This is a genomic window from Mesorhizobium sp. P170090 (genome assembly GCF_057786115.1).
Genome location: NZ_JBYNWH010000001.1, coordinates 1,644,006 through 1,664,791, shown reverse-complemented (window position 1 = coordinate 1,664,791; position 20,786 = coordinate 1,644,006). Strand labels below are relative to the sequence as shown.

At 63.3% G+C, this 20,786-nt stretch carries 17 protein-coding genes and 1 tRNA gene; 9 read left to right on the top strand and 9 right to left on the bottom strand.

Going from position 1 to position 20,786, the window contains the following annotated elements; genetic code table 11:
* Position 1: 1 nt before the first annotated feature.
* On the bottom strand, positions 2–1,252 hold the full coding sequence (locus AC3EML_RS08105; protein ID WP_352521677.1) for a D-amino acid dehydrogenase: 1,251 nt from the start codon (positions 1,250–1,252) through the stop codon (positions 2–4).
* Between the two features lie 97 nt (positions 1,253–1,349).
* Positions 1,350–2,345 carry a UDP-glucose 4-epimerase GalE gene (gene galE, locus AC3EML_RS08100; protein WP_352521676.1) on the bottom strand — a complete coding sequence of 332 codons (996 nt, stop codon included), beginning with the start codon at positions 2,343–2,345 and terminating at the stop codon, positions 1,350–1,352.
* A 279-nt stretch (positions 2,346–2,624) separates the two neighbouring features.
* Here galE and hemA point away from each other — a divergent pair, with 279 nt between their 5' ends.
* A complete protein-coding gene (gene hemA, locus AC3EML_RS08095) occupies positions 2,625–3,902 on the top strand; it encodes a 5-aminolevulinate synthase (protein WP_023732401.1) in 1,278 nt (425 codons plus the stop codon).
* Between the two features lie 18 nt (positions 3,903–3,920).
* Here hemA and AC3EML_RS08090 read toward each other — a convergent pair whose 3' ends face one another.
* Together AC3EML_RS08090 and mscL are read right to left on the bottom strand one after the other, a co-directional pair.
* Positions 3,921–5,087 carry a pyridoxal phosphate-dependent aminotransferase gene (locus tag AC3EML_RS08090; protein ID WP_023696681.1) on the bottom strand — a complete coding sequence of 389 codons (1,167 nt, stop codon included), beginning with the start codon at positions 5,085–5,087 and terminating at the stop codon, positions 3,921–3,923.
* Between the two features lie 157 nt (positions 5,088–5,244).
* A complete protein-coding gene (gene mscL / locus AC3EML_RS08085) occupies positions 5,245–5,664 on the bottom strand; it encodes a large conductance mechanosensitive channel protein MscL (protein ID WP_023681933.1) in 420 nt (139 codons plus the stop codon).
* 252 nt (positions 5,665–5,916) lie between these two features.
* Between mscL and AC3EML_RS08080 the strand changes: the two genes are divergently transcribed.
* A complete protein-coding gene (locus AC3EML_RS08080; protein WP_023730979.1) occupies positions 5,917–9,420 on the top strand; it encodes a PAS domain-containing hybrid sensor histidine kinase/response regulator in 3,504 nt (1,167 codons plus the stop codon).
* Positions 9,421–9,486: 66 nt separating this feature from the next.
* Here AC3EML_RS08080 and AC3EML_RS08075 read toward each other — a convergent pair whose 3' ends face one another.
* Positions 9,487–10,146, bottom strand: coding sequence for a response regulator transcription factor (locus tag AC3EML_RS08075; protein WP_023688678.1), 660 nt, complete (start codon positions 10,144–10,146; stop codon positions 9,487–9,489).
* A 133-nt stretch (positions 10,147–10,279) separates the two neighbouring features.
* A complete protein-coding gene (locus tag AC3EML_RS08070) occupies positions 10,280–10,714 on the bottom strand; it encodes a hypothetical protein (RefSeq protein WP_023732402.1) in 435 nt (144 codons plus the stop codon).
* Positions 10,715–10,819: 105 nt separating this feature from the next.
* Here AC3EML_RS08070 and AC3EML_RS08065 point away from each other — a divergent pair, with 105 nt between their 5' ends.
* Positions 10,820–11,170: a DUF952 domain-containing protein gene (locus AC3EML_RS08065; RefSeq protein WP_023732403.1), complete on the top strand. Its 351-nt coding sequence runs from the start codon at positions 10,820–10,822 to the stop codon at positions 11,168–11,170.
* Entirely contained in the window at positions 11,167–12,237 is a 1,071-nt protein-coding gene (locus AC3EML_RS08060) for a quinone-dependent dihydroorotate dehydrogenase (RefSeq protein ID WP_023732404.1), read from the top strand. The genes AC3EML_RS08065 and AC3EML_RS08060 overlap by 4 nt, the downstream gene beginning before the upstream one ends.
* Here AC3EML_RS08060 and AC3EML_RS08055 read toward each other — a convergent pair.
* Positions 12,234–13,571 carry an MATE family efflux transporter gene (locus tag AC3EML_RS08055; protein WP_352521692.1) on the bottom strand — a complete coding sequence of 446 codons (1,338 nt, stop codon included), beginning with the start codon at positions 13,569–13,571 and terminating at the stop codon, positions 12,234–12,236. The genes AC3EML_RS08060 and AC3EML_RS08055 overlap by 4 nt on opposite strands.
* Before the next feature lie 215 nt (positions 13,572–13,786).
* Here AC3EML_RS08055 and AC3EML_RS08050 point away from each other — a divergent pair, with 215 nt between their 5' ends.
* Positions 13,787–14,689, top strand: coding sequence for a histone deacetylase family protein (locus tag AC3EML_RS08050; protein WP_023732406.1), 903 nt, complete (start codon positions 13,787–13,789; stop codon positions 14,687–14,689).
* 68 nt (positions 14,690–14,757) lie between these two features.
* Here AC3EML_RS08050 and AC3EML_RS08045 read toward each other — a convergent pair whose 3' ends face one another.
* Positions 14,758–15,021, bottom strand: coding sequence for a DUF6460 domain-containing protein (locus tag AC3EML_RS08045; RefSeq protein ID WP_023696688.1), 264 nt, complete (start codon positions 15,019–15,021; stop codon positions 14,758–14,760).
* Between the two features lie 180 nt (positions 15,022–15,201).
* Between AC3EML_RS08045 and AC3EML_RS08040 the strand changes: the two genes are divergently transcribed.
* Positions 15,202–15,275 (top strand) — tRNA-Gly (locus AC3EML_RS08040).
* Between the two features lie 4 nt (positions 15,276–15,279).
* On the opposite strand, the gene AC3EML_RS08035 is transcribed toward AC3EML_RS08040, so the two are convergent.
* Positions 15,280–16,287, bottom strand: a complete 1,008-nt coding sequence (locus tag AC3EML_RS08035) for a LysR family transcriptional regulator (RefSeq protein WP_023681942.1) — start codon at positions 16,285–16,287, stop codon at positions 15,280–15,282.
* A gap of 289 nt (positions 16,288–16,576) precedes the next feature.
* On the opposite strand from AC3EML_RS08035, the gene chvE reads away from it, so the two are divergent.
* From chvE to mmsB, 3 genes are all read left to right on the top strand, one after another.
* Entirely contained in the window at positions 16,577–17,647 is a 1,071-nt protein-coding gene (chvE, locus tag AC3EML_RS08030; protein ID WP_023681943.1) for a multiple monosaccharide ABC transporter substrate-binding protein, read from the top strand.
* A 122-nt stretch (positions 17,648–17,769) separates the two neighbouring features.
* Positions 17,770–19,302, top strand: a complete 1,533-nt coding sequence (gene mmsA / locus AC3EML_RS08025) for a multiple monosaccharide ABC transporter ATP-binding protein (RefSeq protein ID WP_352521675.1) — start codon at positions 17,770–17,772, stop codon at positions 19,300–19,302.
* A complete protein-coding gene (gene mmsB, locus AC3EML_RS08020) occupies positions 19,299–20,585 on the top strand; it encodes a multiple monosaccharide ABC transporter permease (RefSeq protein WP_023669637.1) in 1,287 nt (428 codons plus the stop codon). The genes mmsA and mmsB overlap by 4 nt, the downstream gene beginning before the upstream one ends.
* Positions 20,586–20,786: the final 201 nt, after the last annotated feature.

The following is a 20,786-nucleotide window of genomic DNA, read 5'->3' as shown; positions in this document are numbered from 1 at the left end:
CTCAGTTCCCGTAGACCAGCCCTTGCGGGTCGATCTCCGGCTTGCGGCCGGCGACGAGGTCGGACAGGAACTTGCCCGAGCCGCAGGCCATGGTCCAGCCGACATGGCCGTGGCCGGTGTCGAGGTAAAGGTTCTTGTATTTCGCCTTGCCGATGACCGGCACCGAGTTGGGCATCATCGGCCGCAGACCTGCCCACAACAGCGCCTTCTTCTCGTCGAAAGCGCCAGGGAAAAGGTCTTTGCCGGTGCTCAGCATAGACTTGAAGTCGCTGGGCTTGAAGCTGCGGTCGAAGCCGGTGAACTCGGCTGTCGAGGACATGCGCAGGCGGTTTCCGAGCCTGGAGTAACCAACCAGCCGGTCCTCGTCGGCGCCGCCCATGGTCGGTCCCTTGCTCTCGTCCTCCAGCGGGATGGTCGCGCTATAGCCTTTAACCGGATAGACGGGCAGGTCGATACCGTAGCGGCGGCCGATCAGGCCGCTCTCGGGGCCCATGGCGATGACGACGGCGTCGCCCGTCACCGGGCCGGCCGACGTCATGACCGCACGCACCCAGTCGCCCTCTATGTCGAGCCCCTCGACCGTGGTGTCGAACAGGAATCTGACGCCGAGCTTTTCGGCGGCATAGGCGGCCAGCCCATCGACGAATATCCTGGAATCGCCGGTCTGGTCGATTGGCGAATAAACGCCGCCGGCGATCTTTTCCTTCACTCCGGCGAGCCCGGGCTCAAGTTCGACCAGCCGGTCGCGGCCGACGATCTCGATCGGCAGGCCATGCTTTGCCAGAAACTGGTAGTTGTCGGTGCCGGTGTCGAGACTGTGCTGCGAGCGGAAGAAATAAAGAATGCCCTTCTTGCGCTCGTCATAGTGGATGCCGGTGGCGTCGGAGAGCGCGTTGATGCAGTCGCGCGAATAGAGCGCCAGGCGCAGTTTGACCTGGCTGTTGGCGCGCAGGCGCTCCACCGTGCACTGGCGCAGGAAGCGCAGGCTCCAGGCGAGGAAATAGGGGTCGAAGCGCAGCCTGACCTTGATGCCGAGATCATGGTTCCAGAGAGCGCGCAGGAAGGTCTTCAGCGCCGCCGGCGAGGCCCAGGCGGTGGCGTCGCCCGGCGACACCAGACCGGCATTGGACTGGCTGGTGCCGCGCGCCGGCGCCGGATGGCGCTCGATCACGGTGACCTCATGGCCGTCGGCGGCCAGATAATAGGCGGCCGCGGTACCGACAACGCCGGCTCCAAGCACCGTTATCTTCATGCCACCCCCTCTTCGCGGCACAGCGCCTCCACGCCGCACCGCCATTGCTTCAATAGCGCTTCGCCGCGCGCCTTGCGAGCCCTCGGAAGTGCCCGGCTCAGCCCCGCGCGGAGTTCTTGCCGGTGAGGATACGCTCCCAGGCGAGTGCATCGGCGACGATCTGGTCGAGGTCGTCGCGTTGCGGGGTCCAGCCGAGTTCGGCGCGTGCAAGGTCCGAATTGGCAACCACGGCGGCGGCGTCGCCGGGGCGCCGGTCGCCCATCTTGACCTCGAAATCCCGGCCGAAGGCGCGCCGCACGCTGTCGATGACCTCGAGCACCGAATAGCCGTGGCTGTAGCCGCAATTGGCGACGAGGCTGCCGCCGCCGGCGCGCAGGCGCTGCAGCGCCAGCCGGTGGGCCGCAGCCAGGTCGCTGACATGGATATAATCGCGCATGCAGGTGCCGTCCGGCGTCGGATAATCGATGCCGAACACCTGCATGAAGGGGCGTTTGCCGAGCGCGGTCTCGCAGGCGACCTTGATCAGATGCGTGGCGCCAGGCGTCGACTGCCCCGTCCGGCCCCTGGGATCGGCGCCGGCGACGTTGAAGTAGCGCAGCGCCGTGTAGCGCAAGGGATGCGCAAGCGCTGCATCGCGCAGCATCCATTCGCTCATCAGCTTGGACAGGCCGTAGGGCGATTCCGGCGCCAGGCGGGCGTCCTCACGCACCGGCTCCAGGCCGGCGCCGCCATAGACGGCGGCGGTCGAGGAGAAGATGAAATGCGGCACGCCCTCGCGCACCGCGGTTTCGATCAGCGTGCGGGTCTTGGAGGTGTTATTCTCGTAATAGGCGAGCGGGTCGGCAACCGACTCCGGCACCACGATGGAACCGGCGAAGTGGATGATCGCGTCGACCTCGTTATCCCGGATGATCTGGCCGACCAATTCCCTATCGGCGACATCGCCGACGACAAGCTTGGCTTCCGGCGCTACCGCCCATTCGAAGCCGGTGGAAAGGCGGTCGAGAACGACGACGCTCTCGCCGGCATCCAGCAGTTCCCAGACCATGTGGCTGCCGATATAACCGGCGCCGCCCGTTACCAAAACCGTCATCCGTGTCCTCTTTTACTCATGATTTATCGGAAACTGTCTCAATCACCGCCTTACTGGAAAGCCTGCGGCAAGGCCATTAGAAACGCCTGAATGTTAAATCCGTAACAGTCTCACCGGCCTGTGGCATCGTACGGAAACAAAATTGATCCACATCAAGGGAATAGGCCACGATCTGGCATCGTTAGGAACAGGCTTGGGGCGTGGCATTTTGACCAAAACGGCCCGGTGGACGACGAATGGCCCAACGATTATGATCCCGCGCAAAACTGGGAAGGCGACATGAACTATCAGCGGTTCTTCGAGGAAGCGATCGACCAGCTCCACGCCGAGCGGCGCTACCGGGTTTTCGCCGATCTCGAGCGCATTGTCGGCAAGTTTCCGCGCGCCATCTGGCGTTCAAACGGCCGCGCCGAGGAAATCACCGTCTGGTGCTCCAACGACTATCTCGGCATGGGCCAGAACCCCGATGTCATTGCCGCGTTCCAGAATGCAGCCGGCAAGATGGGTTCGGGCGCCGGCGGCACCCGCAACATTTCCGGCACCTCGAACCCGCTCGTCGAGCTCGAGCTGGAACTGGCCGACCTGCACGACAAGGAAGCGGCGCTGGTCTTCACCTCCGGCTTCGTCTCCAACGAGGCTTCGATCTCGACCATTGCGCGGCTTTTGCCCAATTGCCTGATCATTTCGGACGAGTTGAACCATGCCTCGATGATCGAAGGCGTACGGCGCTCGGGCGCCGAAAAGAAGATTTTCCGCCACAACGACGTCGCGCATCTCGAAAGCCTGCTGCAGGTGGCGGGCCGCGAACGCGCCAAGCTGATCGTGTTCGAGAGCGTCTATTCGATGGATGGCGACATCGCGCCGATCAAGCAGATCGTCGAACTGGCCGAACGCTACAACGCCATGACCTATATTGACGAGGTCCATGCCGTCGGCATGTACGGACCGCGCGGCGGCGGCATCACCGAGCGCGAGGGGCTGGCCGACCGCATCGACATCATCGAAGGCACGCTGGCCAAGGCGTTCGGCACGCTGGGCGGCTATATCGCCGGCAACAGCGCCGTCATCGACGCGGTGCGCTCCTATGCGCCGGGCTTCATCTTCACCACGGCGCTGCCGCCGGCGATCGCCGCCGCCGCCACCACGTCCATCCGCCACCTCAAGCGGTCGCAAGCCGAGCGCGATGCGCAACAGCGCCAAGCGTCGCGGACCAAGGAGGTTCTGTCTGCAGCCGGCCTGCCGGTGATGGAATCGCCGACACACATCGTGCCGGTGCTGGTCGGTGACCCCGAACTCTGCAAGATGGCCAGCGACCGTCTGCTCGGCGTGCACGGCATCTACATCCAGCCGATCAACTATCCGACCGTGCCGCGCGGCACCGAGCGGCTGCGCATCACGCCGACGCCGTTCCATACCGATACCCTGATTGCGGGACTGCAGGACGCGCTGGTCGAGACATGGGATGCGCTGGGCATTCCCTACGGCTCCGCCGGACGGCCCACTGTCGCCAAGAGCGACCGGATTGTGCCGCTGCTTGTGCCGAAGTCGGGCGGCTGAAGCCGCCGCCCATTCACCTCAAACCGTCCTCATCCATCCCGCCAGCCGGTGTGCCGCTTCCTCGAGTTGGTCGAGGCGGCGGTGGAAGCACAGGCGCAAAAACGCCTCTCCGCCAGGGCCGAAGGCGGTGCCCGGCGCCAGGCCGACATTGGCCTTGTCGACGATGTCGAAAGCAGCCCGGCGCGGATCGGTGATGCCGTCGACCGTGAAAAACAAATAGAACGCGCCTTGCGGCACGGTGAAGCGCGCTTTGCCGGTTGCGCCGAGAATATCGCAGACCAGGTCGCGCGCTTTCCTGGCGCGCTCCACCTGCTCGACGATGAAGGCATCACCGTGGTCCAGCGCCGCGACGGCGCCGCGCTGCATGAACTGGGCGACGCCTGAGGTCGAATACTGGATCAGGTTCTCGAACACCTGCTGCAGCTCGGGATGGGTCTTGATCCAGCCGACGCGCCAGCCGGTCATCGCCCAGTTCTTGGAAAAGGAGTTGACGAACAGGATGCGGTCTTCCGCGGTCGAAATGTCGAGGAAGGACGGCGCACGGCCGTGGCCGTAGTGGAACAGCGAATAGATCTCGTCGGCGATGATCCACAGGCCATTTTGGCGGGCGAGATTCAGGATCGCCTGCAGCGTTTCCTTATCGGCCGTCCAGCCGGTGGGGTTCGATGGCGTGTTGACGAACAGCGCCTTGGTGCGCGGCGTCACCGCAGCCGCAATCTTGTCGACATCGCAGGACCAGCCATTGCCCGACTGGTCGAGCGTGACCGCAACCGGGGTAGCGCCGGAAATACCGGCGGCGGCGGCGAAATTCGGCCACGCCGGGGAGAGATAGACCACCTCGTCGCCGCTGCCGGCGACCGCGGCTAATGCCAACTGAATGGCATGCATGCCGGAACCGGTGGCGATGAATTCCTCTTCGGCGAAGCTCTTGCCGAAATGCCTGGCATAGTAGCGAGAAAGCGCTTGCCTCAGCTCCGGAATGCCTTTCTGCCAGGTATAGAAGGTCTCGCCATTGGCGAGCCCCTTGGCGGCGGCTTCCGAAATGAAGGCAGGCGTCGGCAAATCGCCTTCACCGGCCCAGAGCGGGATCATGCCCTCGCGCGTACGGCCGTAATTGACGACGGCGACAATGCCGCTTTCGGGGGCGGCCACCGCTTCGGCGCGCAAGCTATCGATCAGGGTCATGACAGGTCCGTTTTGATGTCCGCTTTGATGCATGTCATTATCCAGAACCGCTGCGCACTTATGGGCGACATGCATTGGCGGATGCTCTTAGCAGATGCGGCAACAGAAAACCCCGGCCGCGAACGACCGGGGTTTTGGTCCAGAAATCTGGCCTTGTCTATTTCCTGGCGAGGAGATCGCGAATTTCGGTGAGCAGTGCGACGTCAGCCGGCGGCGGAGCCGCAGGTGCGGCCGGCTTCTCGCGCTCGAGCCGCTTGCGCATGTTGTTCACGGCCTTGACCATAAGGAAGATGATGAAAGCCAGGATGACGAAATTCAGCGCCACGGTGATAAAATTGCCGTAGGCGAACACCGCGCCTTCCTTACGCGCGTCGGCAAGATTGGTCGAATGCACTGTTGATGAGAGGCCTATGAAGTAGTTGGAAAAGTCGACGCCACCAAGTGCGCCGATGAAAGGCATGATGATGTCATTGACAAGAGAATCGACGATCTTGCTGAAGGCCGCGCCGATGATGACGCCGACCGCAAGGTCCATCACATTTCCTTTGGAAATGAATTCCTGGAATTCTTTCAGCATTCGACCCTCCTTGTCATGACGGACCGCGCTGCCGCCGTCCCTCCGGCGTCGGCCCGTGCGCACCATAACAAAAACCTGCGGTTGCAACAGAAGCAAAAGCTGGAAAACACCGCTTTCTCCTTACCTTGGGTCACGGTTCGACAGGGCCGCGTCGCGGCCATGCGCCGGAAAGCCGCGATGGACTTGACCTTAGAGCTGTGATTGCCTCTGGGCAGGCCGGGGTGAAAGCTGGCCGAGGAGGATTTTCGGGCCGTGCAGGGCTGGTTCATCGTCATCATTGCGGTCGCCTATGTAACGCTGCTGTTCGTCATCGCCAGCCTCGGCGACCGGCGTTCAACGGCGCTGGGACCCGGCCGCGCCCGGCCCTTCATCTATGCGCTCAGCCTCGCCATCTACTGCACCTCCTGGACCTTCTTCGGCTCGGTCGGCCTGTCGTCCGAGCGCGGCCTCGAATTTTTGGGCATCTACACCGGGCCGGTGCTGGTGTTCGTGTTCGGCTTTCCGCTGCTCAATCGCATCGTGCGGCTGGCCAAGAGCGAGAAGATCACCTCGATCGCCGACTTCCTCGGCGCGCGCTACGGCAAGAGCTTTGCCGTCTCGGCGATCGCCACGCTGATCGCCACCATCGGCGCGGTGCCCTATATCGCACTGCAATTGAAGGCGATCTCCGGTTCGGTCGGCCTGATGGTCGAGCATTATACGGGATCGCCGCCCTCCTTCGATCCCTTCGTCAGCGACATCTCGCTGGTGGTGGCCATGCTCTTGGCGCTGTTTGCGGTGCTGTTCGGCACCCGCCATGCCGACGCCACCGAGCACCAGGACGGGCTGGTGCTGGCGGTGGCGGTCGAAACCGTGGTCAAGCTCGCCGCCTTCCTGGCGATCGGCCTGATGGTCACCTTCCTGATCTTCGGTGGCCCGGGCGACATGATCGACAAGCTGGCCGAAAACAGCCAGGTGCGGCAAGCCATGGGCTACAACACCTCGCTCGCCACCTGGCTGGTGCTGACTTGCCTGAGCGGCTTTGCCATCATCATGCTGCCGCGCCAGTTCTACGTCACCATCGTCGAGAACCGCGGCGAGGCCGAACTGCGCACCGCGACCTGGGTGTTTCCGCTCTATCTCGTGGCGATAAACCTGTTCGTGCTGCCGATCGCCTTCGCCGGCCTGGCGCTGGTCGGCGCCAAAACCACCAGTGACCTCTATGTGCTGGCGCTGCCCTTGTTCGGCGGCCATGACTTCCTCGCCATGGCCGCCTTCATCGGTGGGCTGTCGGCGGCGACCGCCATGGTGATCGTCGAAAGCGTGGCGCTGTCGATCATGATCTCCAACGACCTCGTCATCCCGCTGTTCGTGCGCCGCCTGCTCAAGACCACGACCTCTGAGAATGAGGATTGGTCGACGCTGATCCTCAACGTGCGGCGCGGCGCCATCTTCATCCTGTTGTTCATCGCCTTCCTCTACTACCGCGAAAGCACCAACTCGGCGCGGCTGTCGTCGATCGGCCTGATGTCGTTCGCGGCAATCGCCCAATTCGCGCCGGCGCTGATCGGCGGGCTGATCTGGCGCGGCGCCAATGGCCGCGGCGCGGCCCTTGGCATGGTCGCCGGCATCCTCGTCTGGGGCTATACGCTGCTTTTGCCGTCGCTCTCGGCAGCCGACGCGGACATCGTCGTGCAGGGGTTGTTCGGTTTCGAGGCGCTGCGGCCGCAGGCTCTGTTCGGCACCGTCGCCGAACCGTTGAACCACGGCGTGCTCTGGAGCCTGTCGGTCAACACGCTGTTCTTCGTGCTCGGCTCGCTGTCGCGTGCGTCAGTGCCGCTGGAGCGGATCCAGGCGTCGATCTTCGTGCCGCGCGAATCCGGCCCGATGCCCAGCCTGCGCCGCTTCCGCACCGCCATCACCGTCAACGTGCTGAAGGACACCATCTCGCGCTACCTCGGCGTCGAGCGCACCGAGCGCTCCTTCCAATCCTTCGAGAAAAGCAATGGCGTCTCGCTGCACGGCAATGAGCAGGCCAGCATGGATGTCATCCGCTTTTCCGAGCAGCTGCTGGCGAGCGCGGTCGGCTCGTCTTCGGCGCGGCTGATCCTGTCGCTGCTGTTTCGCCGCAACGACCGCGAGTCCAAGGACGCCTTTCGCCTGCTCGACGACGCCACCGAAGCGCTGCAGCACAATCGCGACCTGCTGCAGATCGCGCTCGACCAGATGGAGCAGGGCATCACCGTATTCGACCGCGATTTTCGTCTGATCTGCTGGAACAGACAATATCGCGCGCTGTTCGACCTGCCCGACGAGATGGGCCAGGTCGGCGTCTCGCTCGACCGCATCCTGCGCCACCTCGCCGAGCGCGGCGATATCCCGGCCGACCAGCGCGTGGCGATGCTCAACCGGCTGACCAGCTTCGTCAGCCCATGGCAGATGGAGTTGACGACCAGTGGCCGAATCCTCGAACTGCGTTCCAACCCGATGCCGGACGGTGGCATCGTTGCCACCTATGCCGACATATCAGGACGCGTCGAACAGGATTTGGCGCTGAAGCGGGCCAATGAATCGCTGGAGCAGCGGGTCAAGACGCGTACCATCGAACTGACTAGGGTCAACGAGGAGTTGACCCGGGTCAATGAGGAGTTGGCGCAGGCGCAGATGCTGGCCGAGGAGGCCAATCTGGGCAAGACGCGCTTCCTCGCCGCCGCCGGCCACGACATCCTGCAGCCGCTGAACGCCGCCCGTCTCTACTGCTCGTCGCTGATCGAAAAGGCCGGCAAGGGCCCGGCCGGGGAGGCTGCTATCAACATCGAATCCTCGCTCGAATCGGTCGAGACGATCCTGGGCGCCGTGCTCGACATTTCCCGCCTCGACGCCGGCGCGATGAAGCCGGACGACAGCGCCTTCCGCCTGGACGGGCTGCTGCGCCAGATCGGCAATGATTTTCAGCCGCTCGCCGCCGAAAAGAAACTCGATCTGACGATCATAGCCTCGTCGCTCAGCGTGTTGACGGACCGCAACCTGCTGCGCCGGCTGATCCAGAATCTGGTCTCCAACGCCATCAAATACACCCCCCATGGCCGCATCCTGGTCGGCGTGCGACGGCGCGGCGAACTCGCCGAAATCCAGGTGATCGACACTGGCATCGGCATTGCCGGCGACAAGCTGAACACGGTCTTCAACGAGTTCACCCGGCTGGACGAAGGCGTGCGCGAGGCCGAAGGTCTCGGCCTTGGCCTGTCCATCGTCGACCGCATCGCGCGGGTGCTGCGGCTCGAGATCCAGATCTTTTCCAACCCGGGCAAGGGTACGCGCTTTTCCGTTATCCTGCCGGTTGCGGCGGTTGAGGCGCCGCGGCGCGAGGTCGAGCCGAAGGCGCCTGCCCGCACCGCGAATTCGCTGGCCGGCCTGCGCGTCATGTGCATCGACAACGACGCCCGCATCCTCGACGGCATGCGGCTTCTGCTCGAGGGCTGGGGCTGCAGCATCGGCACGTTTTCGGGTTCGGAGGATATTGGCAGGGCCGATCGTCCCGACATCGTGCTTGCCGACTATCATCTCGATGGCAGAAGCGGCCTCGACATCATCGCCCGCCTGCGTGACATCCATGGTTCCGACCTGCCGGCCGTGCTGGTCACCGCCGACCGCTCCACCGAGGTCCGTGCCGCTGCCGCCGCGCTCGACGTGCCGGTGATCAACAAGCCGCTGAAGCCGGCGGTGCTGCGTTCGATGATGGCAAGGGTCAGGCCGCTGGCGTCGGCGGCCGAGTAGAGTTTCTATCTTTTTGTTTTACGCAATTCCCAAGGGAAAGCGCTACGCACTTTTCCTGGAATAGCTTTAGCCCGCCGGCTGCAGCGGATCGCTGCCGATCTTGGACAGCTGGATCACCGCCTGGGTGCGGCTGTCGACGCCGAGTTTCTGCAGGATGGCCGAAACATGCGCCTTGACCGTCGCTTCGGATACGCTGAGCTCGTAGGCGATCTGCTTGTTGAGCAGGCCTTCGGCAAGCATGCCGAGGACACGCGTCTGCTGCGGTGTCAGCGCCTGCAGCCGCTTGATCAGGTCGGATATTTCCGGGTCGCGCTCGACGCCGAGGTCGATGCCGACGGGGGCTGCGATATCGCCTGCCAGCACCGATTGCACAGCGCTGCGGATTTCCTCCATGCTGGCCGATTTGGAGATGAAGCCGGATGCGCCGAGATCGAGCGCGCGCCGGATGGTCACCGGGTCGTCGTGGGCCGACACCACCACCAGCGGCACCGCCGGGTGGATGCCGCGCAACGCGATCAGACCGGACAGGCCGCTGGCGCCCGGCATCGACAGATCGAGCAGCACGAGGTCGACATCCTCATGGGCCACGACCAGCGCCTTGGCGCTTTCGAAATCGCCGGCCTCGTGAATGGCGGCGACATCGCCGACGCCGGCAAGCGCCTCTTTCAAGGCGCCGCGGAACAGCGGATGGTCGTCGGCAATGACGAAGGTGTAGCCCGACGGCAAATGTTCCTCCCCAAATCCCGTTGTTGCCCAAACTTCGTTATCGATTGACGGCTTTTACGGGATCGGACGATTATGCGGCGAAGCGCTTTGTTTTCAAGCGGCAATGGCCGGACGGCACTTTGCGCCGGGCAGCTCAGGTCTTTTGCGAGTTGAGCTTGGCGCCGTCGCCATTGTCCTTGTCCATCTCCTTGACGATGCCCATGAAGCCACGCAGCATGCGCTCCATATAGCTCATCGTCTTGTCGAAATCCTCTTCGCTCGGCAATTTCGACTCGAGACGGGCCGACAGCGAATTCTCCAACCTGGCGACGCGTTCGTCCATGGCCTTCATCGAGGCCTGCAAACGCTCGACCTCGTCCTGGAAGGCGGCGCGTTCGTCGGCCGCCATCTTGCAGACGAGCTGGCCGGAGCGCTCCTCGCAGATCGACATGGCGCCGGTCCGGGTGTCCATGCGGACATAGCCGTTGGCCGATTTTTCCAGCCGGTAGTGGTCGGCCTCCTCCGACCAGGCCGATGCCGCGACCAGCGAGACCAGTGCGGCGGGGATCAGTATGTGCTGCAGACGCATGTTCCATCCTCCACGAGCCAGTGTGCGCAACCTATCACAGCTTTGCGCCGTAAATGCGGACGAGTTGCCCTTCCCCGCATGATCGGTTCGGATTATAGCGCAACCATGTCTCAGATTATCTACAAGATCGCGCCCGAAGCGCTTTGGCGCGAGGCCGAGAAAAACGGCCGTTTCACCGGCGCTCCGATCGACGTCGCCGACGGCTTCATCCATTTCTCCACTGCTGATCAGGCCAGGGAGACGGCGGCGAAGCATTTCGCCGGCCAGACGGATTTGCTGCTGATCGCCATCGACGGGGCGCTGCTCGGTGACGCGCTGAAATACGAGGTCTCGCGCGGCGGCGCGCTGTTTCCGCATCTCTATGGCGTGCTCGATATGACCGTCGTGCTGTGGGTGCGGCCATTGCCGCTCGGCGCCGACGGCCCGCACCAGTTTCCGGCGCTGGAGGCCGAATGAGCGTGTTCGATCGCATCGGCCAGAAACTGCTGTTCACCTTCGATCCGGAAACGGCGCATGGCATGTCGATCGCGGCGCTGCGATGCGGTCTGCCGGTCGGCGCGCGGACGGTGCGCGACGACAGGTTGAAGCTCAGCCTCTGTGGCATCGCCTTCCCCAATCCGCTCGGCATGGCCGCAGGCTATGACAAGAATGCCGAGGTGCCTGACGCGCTGCTTGGCCTCGGCTTCGGCTTTGCCGAAGTCGGCACCGTGACGCCGCTGCCGCAGGCCGGCAATCCGAAGCCGCGCATTTTCCGGCTGACGGAGGATGACGCGGTGATCAACCGGCTGGGTTTTAACAATGGGGGCCACGAAGCGGCCGAGATGCGCCTTGCCGCCCGCAAAGGACGCGTCGGCATTGTCGGCGTCAACATCGGCGCCAACAAGGACAGCGCCGATCGTGTCCGTGACTATGAGTTGGGCGTTTCCCGTTTTGCGAAATACGCCAGCTATCTCACCGTCAACATCTCGTCGCCCAACACGCCCGGCCTGCGCACCATGCAGGCACGCGAACAGCTCGGCGAACTTCTGGCTCGCGTCGTATCGGCGCGTGCCTCGGCATCGGCCCAGCCACCAATCTTCCTCAAGATCGCACCTGATCTGGTCGAGGCCGAGCTGGAGGACATCGCCGCCGAGGTCAGCGAAAAGCAGATCGACGGGGTCATCGTCTCCAACACGACGCTGGCGCGGACCGGATTGCGTAGCACCACCAGCGAGACCGGAGGGCTCTCCGGCAAGCCGCTGTTCGAACGCTCGACCATCGTGCTGGCCAAGATGCGCAAATTGCTCGGGCCGGAGCGCGCCATTATCGGCGTCGGCGGCGTCGATTCGGCCGAGACCGCGCTGGAAAAAATCCGCGCCGGCGCCGATCTCGTCCAGCTCTACACCGGCATGATCTATGCCGGGCCGGCGCTGCCGGGGCGCATCCTTGCCGGGATGGTGCGATTTGCCGACAAGGAGCGGCTGAAATCATTGCGCGAACTGCGCGACAGCCGGCTCGATGAGTGGGCTGCCAGGCCGCTCTAAAACGCCGTGCGCAACCGGAGCCGCAGGACGGCCAGCAGGCTGAAGCCGCGCACCAGCAGGAAAACGTGCAGCGCCGCCCACAGGCCGTGATTGCCGAGAGACGGCGCCAAGCTGAACAATGCGGCGCTGAAGGCCAGGAACGACACCAGCATCATGTTGCGCATCTCGCGCGACCAGGTAGCGCCGATGAAGACGCCGTCCATCTGGAAGGCCAGCACGCCGCTCAGCGGTGTCAGTGCCGCCCACGGCAGATAGATGTCGGCAACAGCACGAACATCCGGCGACGTGGTGATCAACGAAATCAGGCCGGCGCCGCCGAGCCAGAAGATCAGCGTGGCGGTTCCGGCGAGGCCGAACCCCCAGAACAAGGTCAGACGCACCGCCCGGCGGAACGCCGTCTCGGCGCGTGCGCCGATCGCGCGTCCCGCCAACTGCTCGGCGGCTGTGGCAAAACCGTCGAGGAAATAGCCGGCGACGAGAAAGAAGTTCATCAGCACGGCATTGGCGGCCAGCGTCAGCGTGCCGAACTGCGCGCCCTGGCGGGTGAACAGCGCGAAGGCGGCGAGCAGCGAGAACGAGCGGATCATGATATCGCGGTTGAGCGACAGCATGCGCAGGAAAGCGGGCATGTCGAGCAGGCGATGCCGCGGCAGGCGGGGTGCGGCCCGGAACCGCCAGACAACGATGGCGAGACCCAACAGCATGGCCAGACATTCGCCGGTGACGGTCGCCCAGGCCACGCCGGCGACGCCCCAGCCAAGCTTCAGGCCGAGCAGGATGCAAAGCACGATGTTGATGCCGTTGAGCACCGCCTGCAGCATCAGCCCAATCCCGCCCTCGCCGCGCCCAAGGACATAGCCGAGGATGGCGTAGTTGATCAGCGTGAAGGGGGCGGCGAGCATTCTGATGTGGATATAGACGCCCATCGCTTCGCCGACGCGCGCCTCGCCGCCGATGAATTTCTGGCCGGCGATGGCGATCAGCGGCGCAAGGACGACAAGCACGATGCCGGCGGCGACCGCGATCAGCACGGCGCGCCAGAACACCGCCTGCTCCTCCAGTTCGTCGCCGCGCCCGAACGCCTGGGCGACGAGGCCGGTGGTGCCGGAGCGCAGGAAATTGAAGGTGCTGAAGACGACGTCGAAGACCAGCGCCCCGGCCGCCAGGCCGCCGAGCAGGGCGGCATCGCCGAACTGCCCGACCACAGCCGTGTCGACGATGCCAAGCAGCGGCGTCGTCAGATAGGCGAGCGTCATCGGCACGGCGATGGCGAGCACCGAACGGTTGGTGACGGCGAAGGGTCTCGCGTCGGCTGGGGTTGCACCCGTGTCCAGGGGATTGCTGCCTTGCTGATTGCGGCTTGATCGAACAGCCGATGTGCCCCATTTTCCGGCCACCGCGCAATCACTCTTGCCGTGACGGCCAACCGAAATGTTCTTCTGGCGCGAGCCCGCCGGACCCGAGTATTGGTTTTAAGCAATTCCCAAGGGGAAGCGCTACTCGCTCTCCTGCGAAAACCGCTGCACACTTTGCTGGAATTGCTTTAGCCATGCCCCTGCAGATCGTCCATCACCCCGACTACGATGCCGGCTTCGCCGTCAATCATCGCTTTCCGATGAGCAAATATCCGCTGCTGATGCAGGCCTTGCATATCAGTGGTCTGATCCACGCCGATGCGCTGTCGATGCCGGAGCCGGCGCCGGCCTCCTGGCTGAAGCTCGCCCATGCGGCTGATTATGTCGACCAAGTCATCACGTGTTCGGTGCCTGAAAAGATCGAGCGCGAGATCGGCTTTCCCGTGGGTCCGCGCGTTTCGCTCAGGGCGCAACTCGCCGCCGGTGGTACGGTGCTGGCCGCACGGCTGGCGCTTATCAACGGCATTGCCTGTAACACTGCCGGCGGCAGCCACCATGCGCGGCATGCGCAAGGCGCGGGCTTCTGCACTTTCAACGATGTCGCTGTCGCTTCGCTGGTGCTGCTAGCCGAAGGTTCCGCCCAAAAAATCCTGATCGTCGATCTCGATGTGCATCAGGGCGACGGCACGGCGGATATACTGAGTGACGAACCACGCGCCTTCACCTTCTCCATGCATGGCGAGCGCAATTATCCGGTGCGCAAGATTGCCTCCGATCTCGACGTTGCGCTGCCGGACGGCACCGGCGATGGCGCCTATCTCGAGCGGCTGGGCGCCCTCCTGCCGGAGCTCTCGGCCAAGGCGCACTGGGACATCGTCTTCTACAATGCCGGCGTCGACGTGCATGCCGAGGACCGGCTCGGCCGGCTATCGCTCAGCGATGACGGCGTGCGTGCCCGCGACGCCATGGTGATCGGTCATTTCCGCGCGCTGGGCATCCCGGTCTGCGGTGTCATCGGCGGCGGCTATTCGACCGATGTCGCAGCGCTGGCCGCGCGCCACGCCATCCTGTTCGAGGTGGCGTCGGACTTTGCCTGAGTGGCCTTCGGTTTGAGCACAATCTTTTCCGAAAACCGGTTGCCACTTTTCGGGATCATGCCTCCGCTTCACTTCCGGTAGTTCGCGAGCCTGAGCAGGATGAACACCGGCACGACGATCGCGGCGCCGAGCAGGATATAGCCCAAGAAGCGATAGACCGCGTTGAAGCCGAGGTTCCACAGATCGATGAAGAAACCCTGGATGCGGTAGAAGACGTCCATCGGCGTCCAGCCGAACGCATTCATGACCAGGCCGACGAGGAACGACACGACCAGCAGCTTGACGATCACCCTGACGGGCGAGTCACCGAGAAAGCGCGTCACTGTGGACAAGGGGACTGCCTCCAGATTGGTGTGCCCGGATTCGGGGTACAAACCCACGAATACGCACTTGCTGCGCCCGCATCAAGGCAGGCGGACCGGCGCAATCGGTCGGGTTCCAACAGCCGTTTCCGAAGAGCTGTCCAAGGGCGATTGCCCGAAGCATGCCCATCATGATATCGAGAGGCCGACGCGGGTATGATGTAATGGTAGCTTGTCAGCTTCCCAAGCTGAACGCGAGGGTTCGATTCCCTCTACCCGCTCCAGTTCCTATCCCACTTCCCGCAAGATAAAATCGTGCAGCATCTTGGCTGCCGGCGACAGCACGCGGTTCTTCACCGTGATCAGGCTGTAGGGGCGGACCTCGATGTCGAACTCGGTCTGGACGACATCGATGGCGCCGGCGAGACCGTCGGGGTTCTGGATGAATTTTGCCACCTGGATCGACACCGGGGCGATGGCGTCGGACTGCGCCACCATGACCAGTGTGAGCAGCAGCGACGAGGTGTTGAGGATGCGGTCCGGCAGGGCGATGTTGCGGTTCAGGAAATTGCTCTCCATCGCCTGGCGCAGCGGCGACCCGCCCGACTGGAACACCCAGTCAAAGGCGGCGGTGTCCTCCAGCCTCACCGCCTTCCCATTGTTTAGAGGATGGCCGTTGCTCAGCGGGTGGCCTCGGCGCACGATCAGGCAGGCCTTCTCGACGCCGATGACGCGCGATTCGAACAGGCGCGGATTGAGGTCTTCGGGGACACGGGCGATGATGAAATCATGGCGCGTGGCGATCAGTTCGCGCGCCAGCACATTCGACGTCTCGACCTGCATGGTAATCTCGATGCGCGGATAGAGGCGGCGTATCTCGCGGATCGCCGGGACCGCCAGTTCGATCGCCGGCGCCGTCACCGCGCCAAGGAACACCGAGCCGCCCTTGCCGGCCTTGAGCTCCGATATTTCGCGGTCGGCCTCGCGCATTTCAAGCAGGATCGAGCGCGCGCGCCGGGCCAGCGCCTTGCCGTAAGGGGTGAGCGTGATGCCGCGCGGCAGCCTTTCGCACAGCTTGACCTCAAGCACCGCTTCCATCTCGGAAATCATGCGCGAGGCCGCCGGCTGCGAGATGTTCATCACCTGGGCGGCAGCGCTCACCCGACCGTGATCGTCGAGTGCTGCGATCATGCGCATGTGACGCAGGCTCAAGCCGCTGCGCAGAAGTGTCTCGCCATCGCCGGGCAATTCATCGTAACCGCTTGAAATTCCCTGAGGACCTCGTAAAGCCGCCATGCCTTTTCCCGCTTCCGCCGCTGTTCCAGCCCGGTTTAGTCATATACCGGTTTTGGTATAGCAACCACCGAAGATCGCATTTGACAGTTATGGCAAAGGGTCACACTTTCGCGCGTCCTCAAGACTTGACGGTCGATGACGAGCAAAATCGTATCGATTTAAATCTGAGGGCCGATTGGGAGGATACCGGAGATCGATTATGACGGCGGCGGCGCTTTGGCGCATCCGCCCGACTGCGCGGCCCGCGAAGCCCCGAGGTGTCGCGTCCATCAACCAGGGAGAGTTTTACGTGAAAATCATCAAGACACTGGCCGCCGTCGCGGCCCTTGGCATCGCTGCCATGACCTACTCGGCGCATGCAGCCGACAAGGGTCTTGTCGGCGTGCTGATGCCGACCAAGACCTCGCAGCGCTGGATCAATGACGGCGATGCCGTCAAGTCCCAGCTCGAAGCTCTCGGCTACACGGTCGACCTGCAGTACGCGCAGGACGACATCCCCAACCAGCTCAGCCAGCTGGAAAACGAAATCACCAAGGGCCCGAAGGCGCTGATCATCGCTTCGATCGACGGCACGACCCTGTCGGACGCGCTGCAGAAGGCCGCTGACGCCGGCGTCGTCGTCGTCGCCTATGACCGCCTGATCAAGAAGACCGCCAATGTCGATTACTACACCACCTTCGACAATTTCGGCGTCGGCGTGATCCAGGCGAACTCGCTGGTCAAGGGCCTCAAGGAGCGCTTCCCGAACACCAAGCCGTGGAACGTCGAACTGTTCGGCGGCTCGCCGGACGACAACAACGCCTTCTTCTTCTACAACGGCGCAATCTCGGTGCTGCAGCCGCTGATCGATGACGGCTCGATCAAGATCAAGTCCGGCCAGACCGGCATGGACAAGGTCGGCACGCTGCGCTGGCTCGCCGCCACCGCCCAGGCGCGCATGGACAACCTGCTGTCGGCCAACTACTCGGACGGCAGCCGCGTCGATGGCGTTCTTTCGCCCTATGACGGCCTGTCGCGCGGCATCACCGCTTCGCTGCGCGCCGTGGGTTACGGCACCGACGCCCAGCCGTGGCCGATCGTGACCGGCCAGGACGCCGAGACTGCTTCGGTCAAGCTGATCATCACGGGCGAGCAATACTCGACCGTGTTCAAGGACACCCGCGAACTGGCCAAGGCCACCGTCGAGCTCGTCGACAAGGTGCTCTCGGGCGGCAAGCCGGACGGCCTCGACGAAAAGACCTACAATAACGACGTCAAGGTCGTTCCCTCGATCCTTTTGACGCCGCATGAGGTCGACAAGTCGAACTACCAGGCACTGGTCGTCGACTCCGGCTACATCAAGGCCGACGAACTGAAGTAATCCCGGTTACAAAATCAGGGGTCCTGCGCAACGCAGGGCCCCTTTTCGTTCACCAGCGAGCCCGGTATTGTTACCGACCTCGCCGGCAGTGTTTGCCAACCTCTCAAGGAGCGGTAGTTCCCATGGCCTCGACGATTTTGGAGATGCGCGACATCACCAAGACCTTCCCCGGCGTGAAGGCGCTGTCGAACGTCAACCTCAGCGTCGAGGAAGGCGAGATCCACGCCGTGGTTGGCGAGAACGGCGCCGGCAAGTCGACGCTGATGAAGGTCCTGTCGGGCGTCTATCCCGCCGGCACCTATGACGGCCAGATCATTTTTCAGGGTCAGGAATGCCAGTTCAAAGGCATTCATGACAGCGAACACAAGGGCATCGTCATCATCCACCAGGAACTTGCTCTGGTGCCGATGCTGTCGATCACCGAAAATATCTTCCTCGGCAACGAAAACGCCCGATACGGCGTCATCGACTGGGATGCCAACGAGGCGCGCACCGCTGCCCTGTTGAAGAAGGTGGGCCTCAAGGAGGACCCGAAGACACTGATCACCAATATCGGCGTCGGCAAGCAGCAGCTGGTCGAGATCGCCAAGGCGCTGAGCAAGGACGTCAAGCTTTTGATCCTCGATGAGCCGACCGCGTCGCTCAGCGAGAAAGACAGCCAGGCGCTGCTCGATCTTCTGCTCGAATTCAAGCGGCAAGGCATGACCTCGATCCTGATCTCGCACAAGCTCAACGAGATCAACCGGGTCGCCGACAAGGTAACCGTCATCCGTGACGGGCGCACCATCGAGACGCTGGCCAAGGAGGATATCTCCGAAGACCGCATCATCACCTCGATGGTCGGCCGTTCGCTAGACGACCGCTATCCGCCGCGCGAGCCCAAGATCGGCGAAGTCGTGTTCGAGGTGAAGAACTGGTCGGTCTATCACCCGCTCCATGCCGAGCGGCAGGTGATCAAGGGCATCGACATCAATGTGCGCAAGGGCGAGGTGGTCGGCATCGCCGGGCTGATGGGCGCCGGCCGCACCGAATTCGCCATGAGCCTGTTCGGCCGCTCCTATGGCCGCCGCATCACCGGCGAAGTGCTGCTCAAGGGCAAGCCGGTCGATGTCTCCTCGGTAAGCAAGGCGGTCCAACACGGCATCGCCTATGTCACCGAGGACCGCAAGACCTACGGCCTGAACCTCATCGACCATATCAAGCATAACATTACGCTGGCCAATCTCGACGGCGTGTCGCGCCACAGCGTAATCGACGACATGCGCGAACTTGCGGTCGCCAACGACTATCGCAAGAAGACCAATATCCGTGCGTCCAGCGTCTATCAGATGACCGGCAATCTTTCCGGCGGCAACCAGCAGAAGGTGGTGCTGTCGAAATGGTTGTTTGCCGACCCTGACGTGCTGATCCTCGACGAGCCGACACGCGGCATCGATGTCGGCGCCAAGTATGAAATCTACACGATCATCGCGCGCCTTGCCTCGGAGGGTAAGGCGATCGTGGTCATCTCGTCGGAAATGCCGGAATTGCTAGGGATTACCGACCGCATCTACGTCATGAACGAAGGGCGCATGGTGGGCGAAATGCCGGCGGCGGAAGCAAGCCAGGAAAAGATAATGCGCGCCATCGTCCGGGGAGAAGGAAAAGCAGCATGAGCACCGAAAGCGCCCCCGCCCCGCAGGGCAACGTCGCTGACGAACAGCGCCCGCGCATCGCCGTCTCGGCGCTGGCGACGAATTTACGCGAATACGGGCTGATCATAGCCCTGATCGTCATCATGCTGTTCTTCCAGTTCACCACGTCGGGGACGTTGTTCAAGCCGGTCAACCTCAGCAATCTGGTGCAGCAGAACTCCTTCATCATCGTGATGGCGCTGGGTATGCTGCTGGTGATCGTATCGGGCTATATCGACCTCAGCGTCGGATCGGTCGCCGGTTTCATCGGCGCGCTGGCGGCAAACATGATGGTCATCTGGCAGCTCGGACCGCTGAGCAATCCGCTGGTGGTTTCGATCGTCTGCCTGGTCGCGGGTGGCCTGATCGGCGCCGCGCAAGGGTATTGGATCGCCTATCACCGGATACCGAGCTTCATCGTCACGCTGGCCGGCATGCTGATCTTCCGCGGCATTTGTCAGGCCTTGCTTGGCGGCGGCTCGTCGGTTGGTCCGCTTCCCGACGACTTCAAGATGCTCAGCTCCGGCTTCATCCCGGATGTGATCGGCCCACTGACGCTCGTCCCGCCGGTCGTGAACGCAGCCGGCAAGACCATCATGGGCAGCGGCGTGACCCTGCACATGACGACGGTCGTGCTGGGGCTGATCGCCGTGCTCGCCTATGCCTATTTCGGGGTCCGCACCCGGCGCAAACGAGAACGCCATGGTTATGAGGCCGAGCCCTTCACCCTGTTCGTCGTCAAGACGCTGGTCGCCAGCGCGCTGGCGCTGTTCCTGGTCTATGAGTTTGCCAGCTACCGCGGCCTGCCCGTGGTGCTGCTGGTCATGGGCGTGCTGATCACGCTGTTCGTCTTCGTCACCAAGCGCATGACCATCGGGAGGCGCATCTACGCCATGGGCGGCAATCCCAAGGCGGCGCAGCTGTCGGGCATCAACACCGAGCGGCTGACGCTGATGGTGTTCATCAATATGGGCGTGCTGTCGGCGCTTGGCGGCCTGATCATCGCGGCTCGTCTCGGCCAGGCGGTGCCGGCGGCGGGTCTCGGCTCGGAGCTCGACGTCATCGCCGCAGTGTTCATCGGCGGCGCCTCGGCGATGGGCGGCGTCGGCCAGGTTATCGGGGCGGTCGTCGGCGGCTTCATCATGGGCGTGATGAACAACGGCATGTCGATCATGGGCGTCAATGTCGACTGGCAGCAGGTGGTCAAAGGCCTGGTGCTGCTCGGCGCCGTGATCTTCGACGTCTACAACAAGAACAAGGCCTGACAAGCTTCAGGCGAGGCAAGCAGGAGGCATACGATCGCGGCGCAGCCGGCAAATTGTCGGCATAAGAAGTCCCCCGAGGGATCAAGTTCGCGAGCGCAATCCGGACGAAGAGTTCAACCCGTGGCGCGGCTAGGTCCGAGCCGCGCAGGTCAAGGTTTGCCAAGAGGCATCCAAGGCCAAGCACATGAGAGAGGATTTAAT

Excerpts from the sequence above, each read along its gene's own strand:
- mscL (WP_023681933.1), bottom strand. The coding sequence starts at position 5,664 with ATGCTGAAAGAATTCCAGGAATTCATTTCCAAAGGAAATGTGATGGAC.
- AC3EML_RS08060 (WP_023732404.1), top strand. The coding sequence starts at position 11,167 with ATGAGCGTGTTCGATCGCATCGGCCAGAAACTGCTGTTCACCTTCGAT.
- AC3EML_RS08050 (WP_023732406.1), top strand. The coding sequence starts at position 13,787 with ATGCCCCTGCAGATCGTCCATCACCCCGACTACGATGCCGGCTTCGCC.
- galE (WP_352521676.1), bottom strand. The coding sequence starts at position 2,345 with ATGACGGTTTTGGTAACGGGCGGCGCCGGTTATATCGGCAGCCACATG.
- mmsA (WP_352521675.1), top strand. The coding sequence starts at position 17,770 with ATGGCCTCGACGATTTTGGAGATGCGCGACATCACCAAGACCTTCCCC.
- AC3EML_RS08065 (WP_023732403.1), top strand. The coding sequence starts at position 10,820 with ATGTCTCAGATTATCTACAAGATCGCGCCCGAAGCGCTTTGGCGCGAG.
- mmsB (WP_023669637.1), top strand. The coding sequence starts at position 19,299 with ATGAGCACCGAAAGCGCCCCCGCCCCGCAGGGCAACGTCGCTGACGAA.
- AC3EML_RS08070 (WP_023732402.1), bottom strand. The coding sequence starts at position 10,714 with ATGCGTCTGCAGCACATACTGATCCCCGCCGCACTGGTCTCGCTGGTC.
- AC3EML_RS08105 (WP_352521677.1), bottom strand. The coding sequence starts at position 1,252 with ATGAAGATAACGGTGCTTGGAGCCGGCGTTGTCGGTACCGCGGCCGCC.
- hemA (WP_023732401.1), top strand. The coding sequence starts at position 2,625 with ATGAACTATCAGCGGTTCTTCGAGGAAGCGATCGACCAGCTCCACGCC.
- AC3EML_RS08035 (WP_023681942.1), bottom strand. The coding sequence starts at position 16,287 with ATGGCGGCTTTACGAGGTCCTCAGGGAATTTCAAGCGGTTACGATGAA.
- AC3EML_RS08090 (WP_023696681.1), bottom strand. The coding sequence starts at position 5,087 with ATGACCCTGATCGATAGCTTGCGCGCCGAAGCGGTGGCCGCCCCCGAA.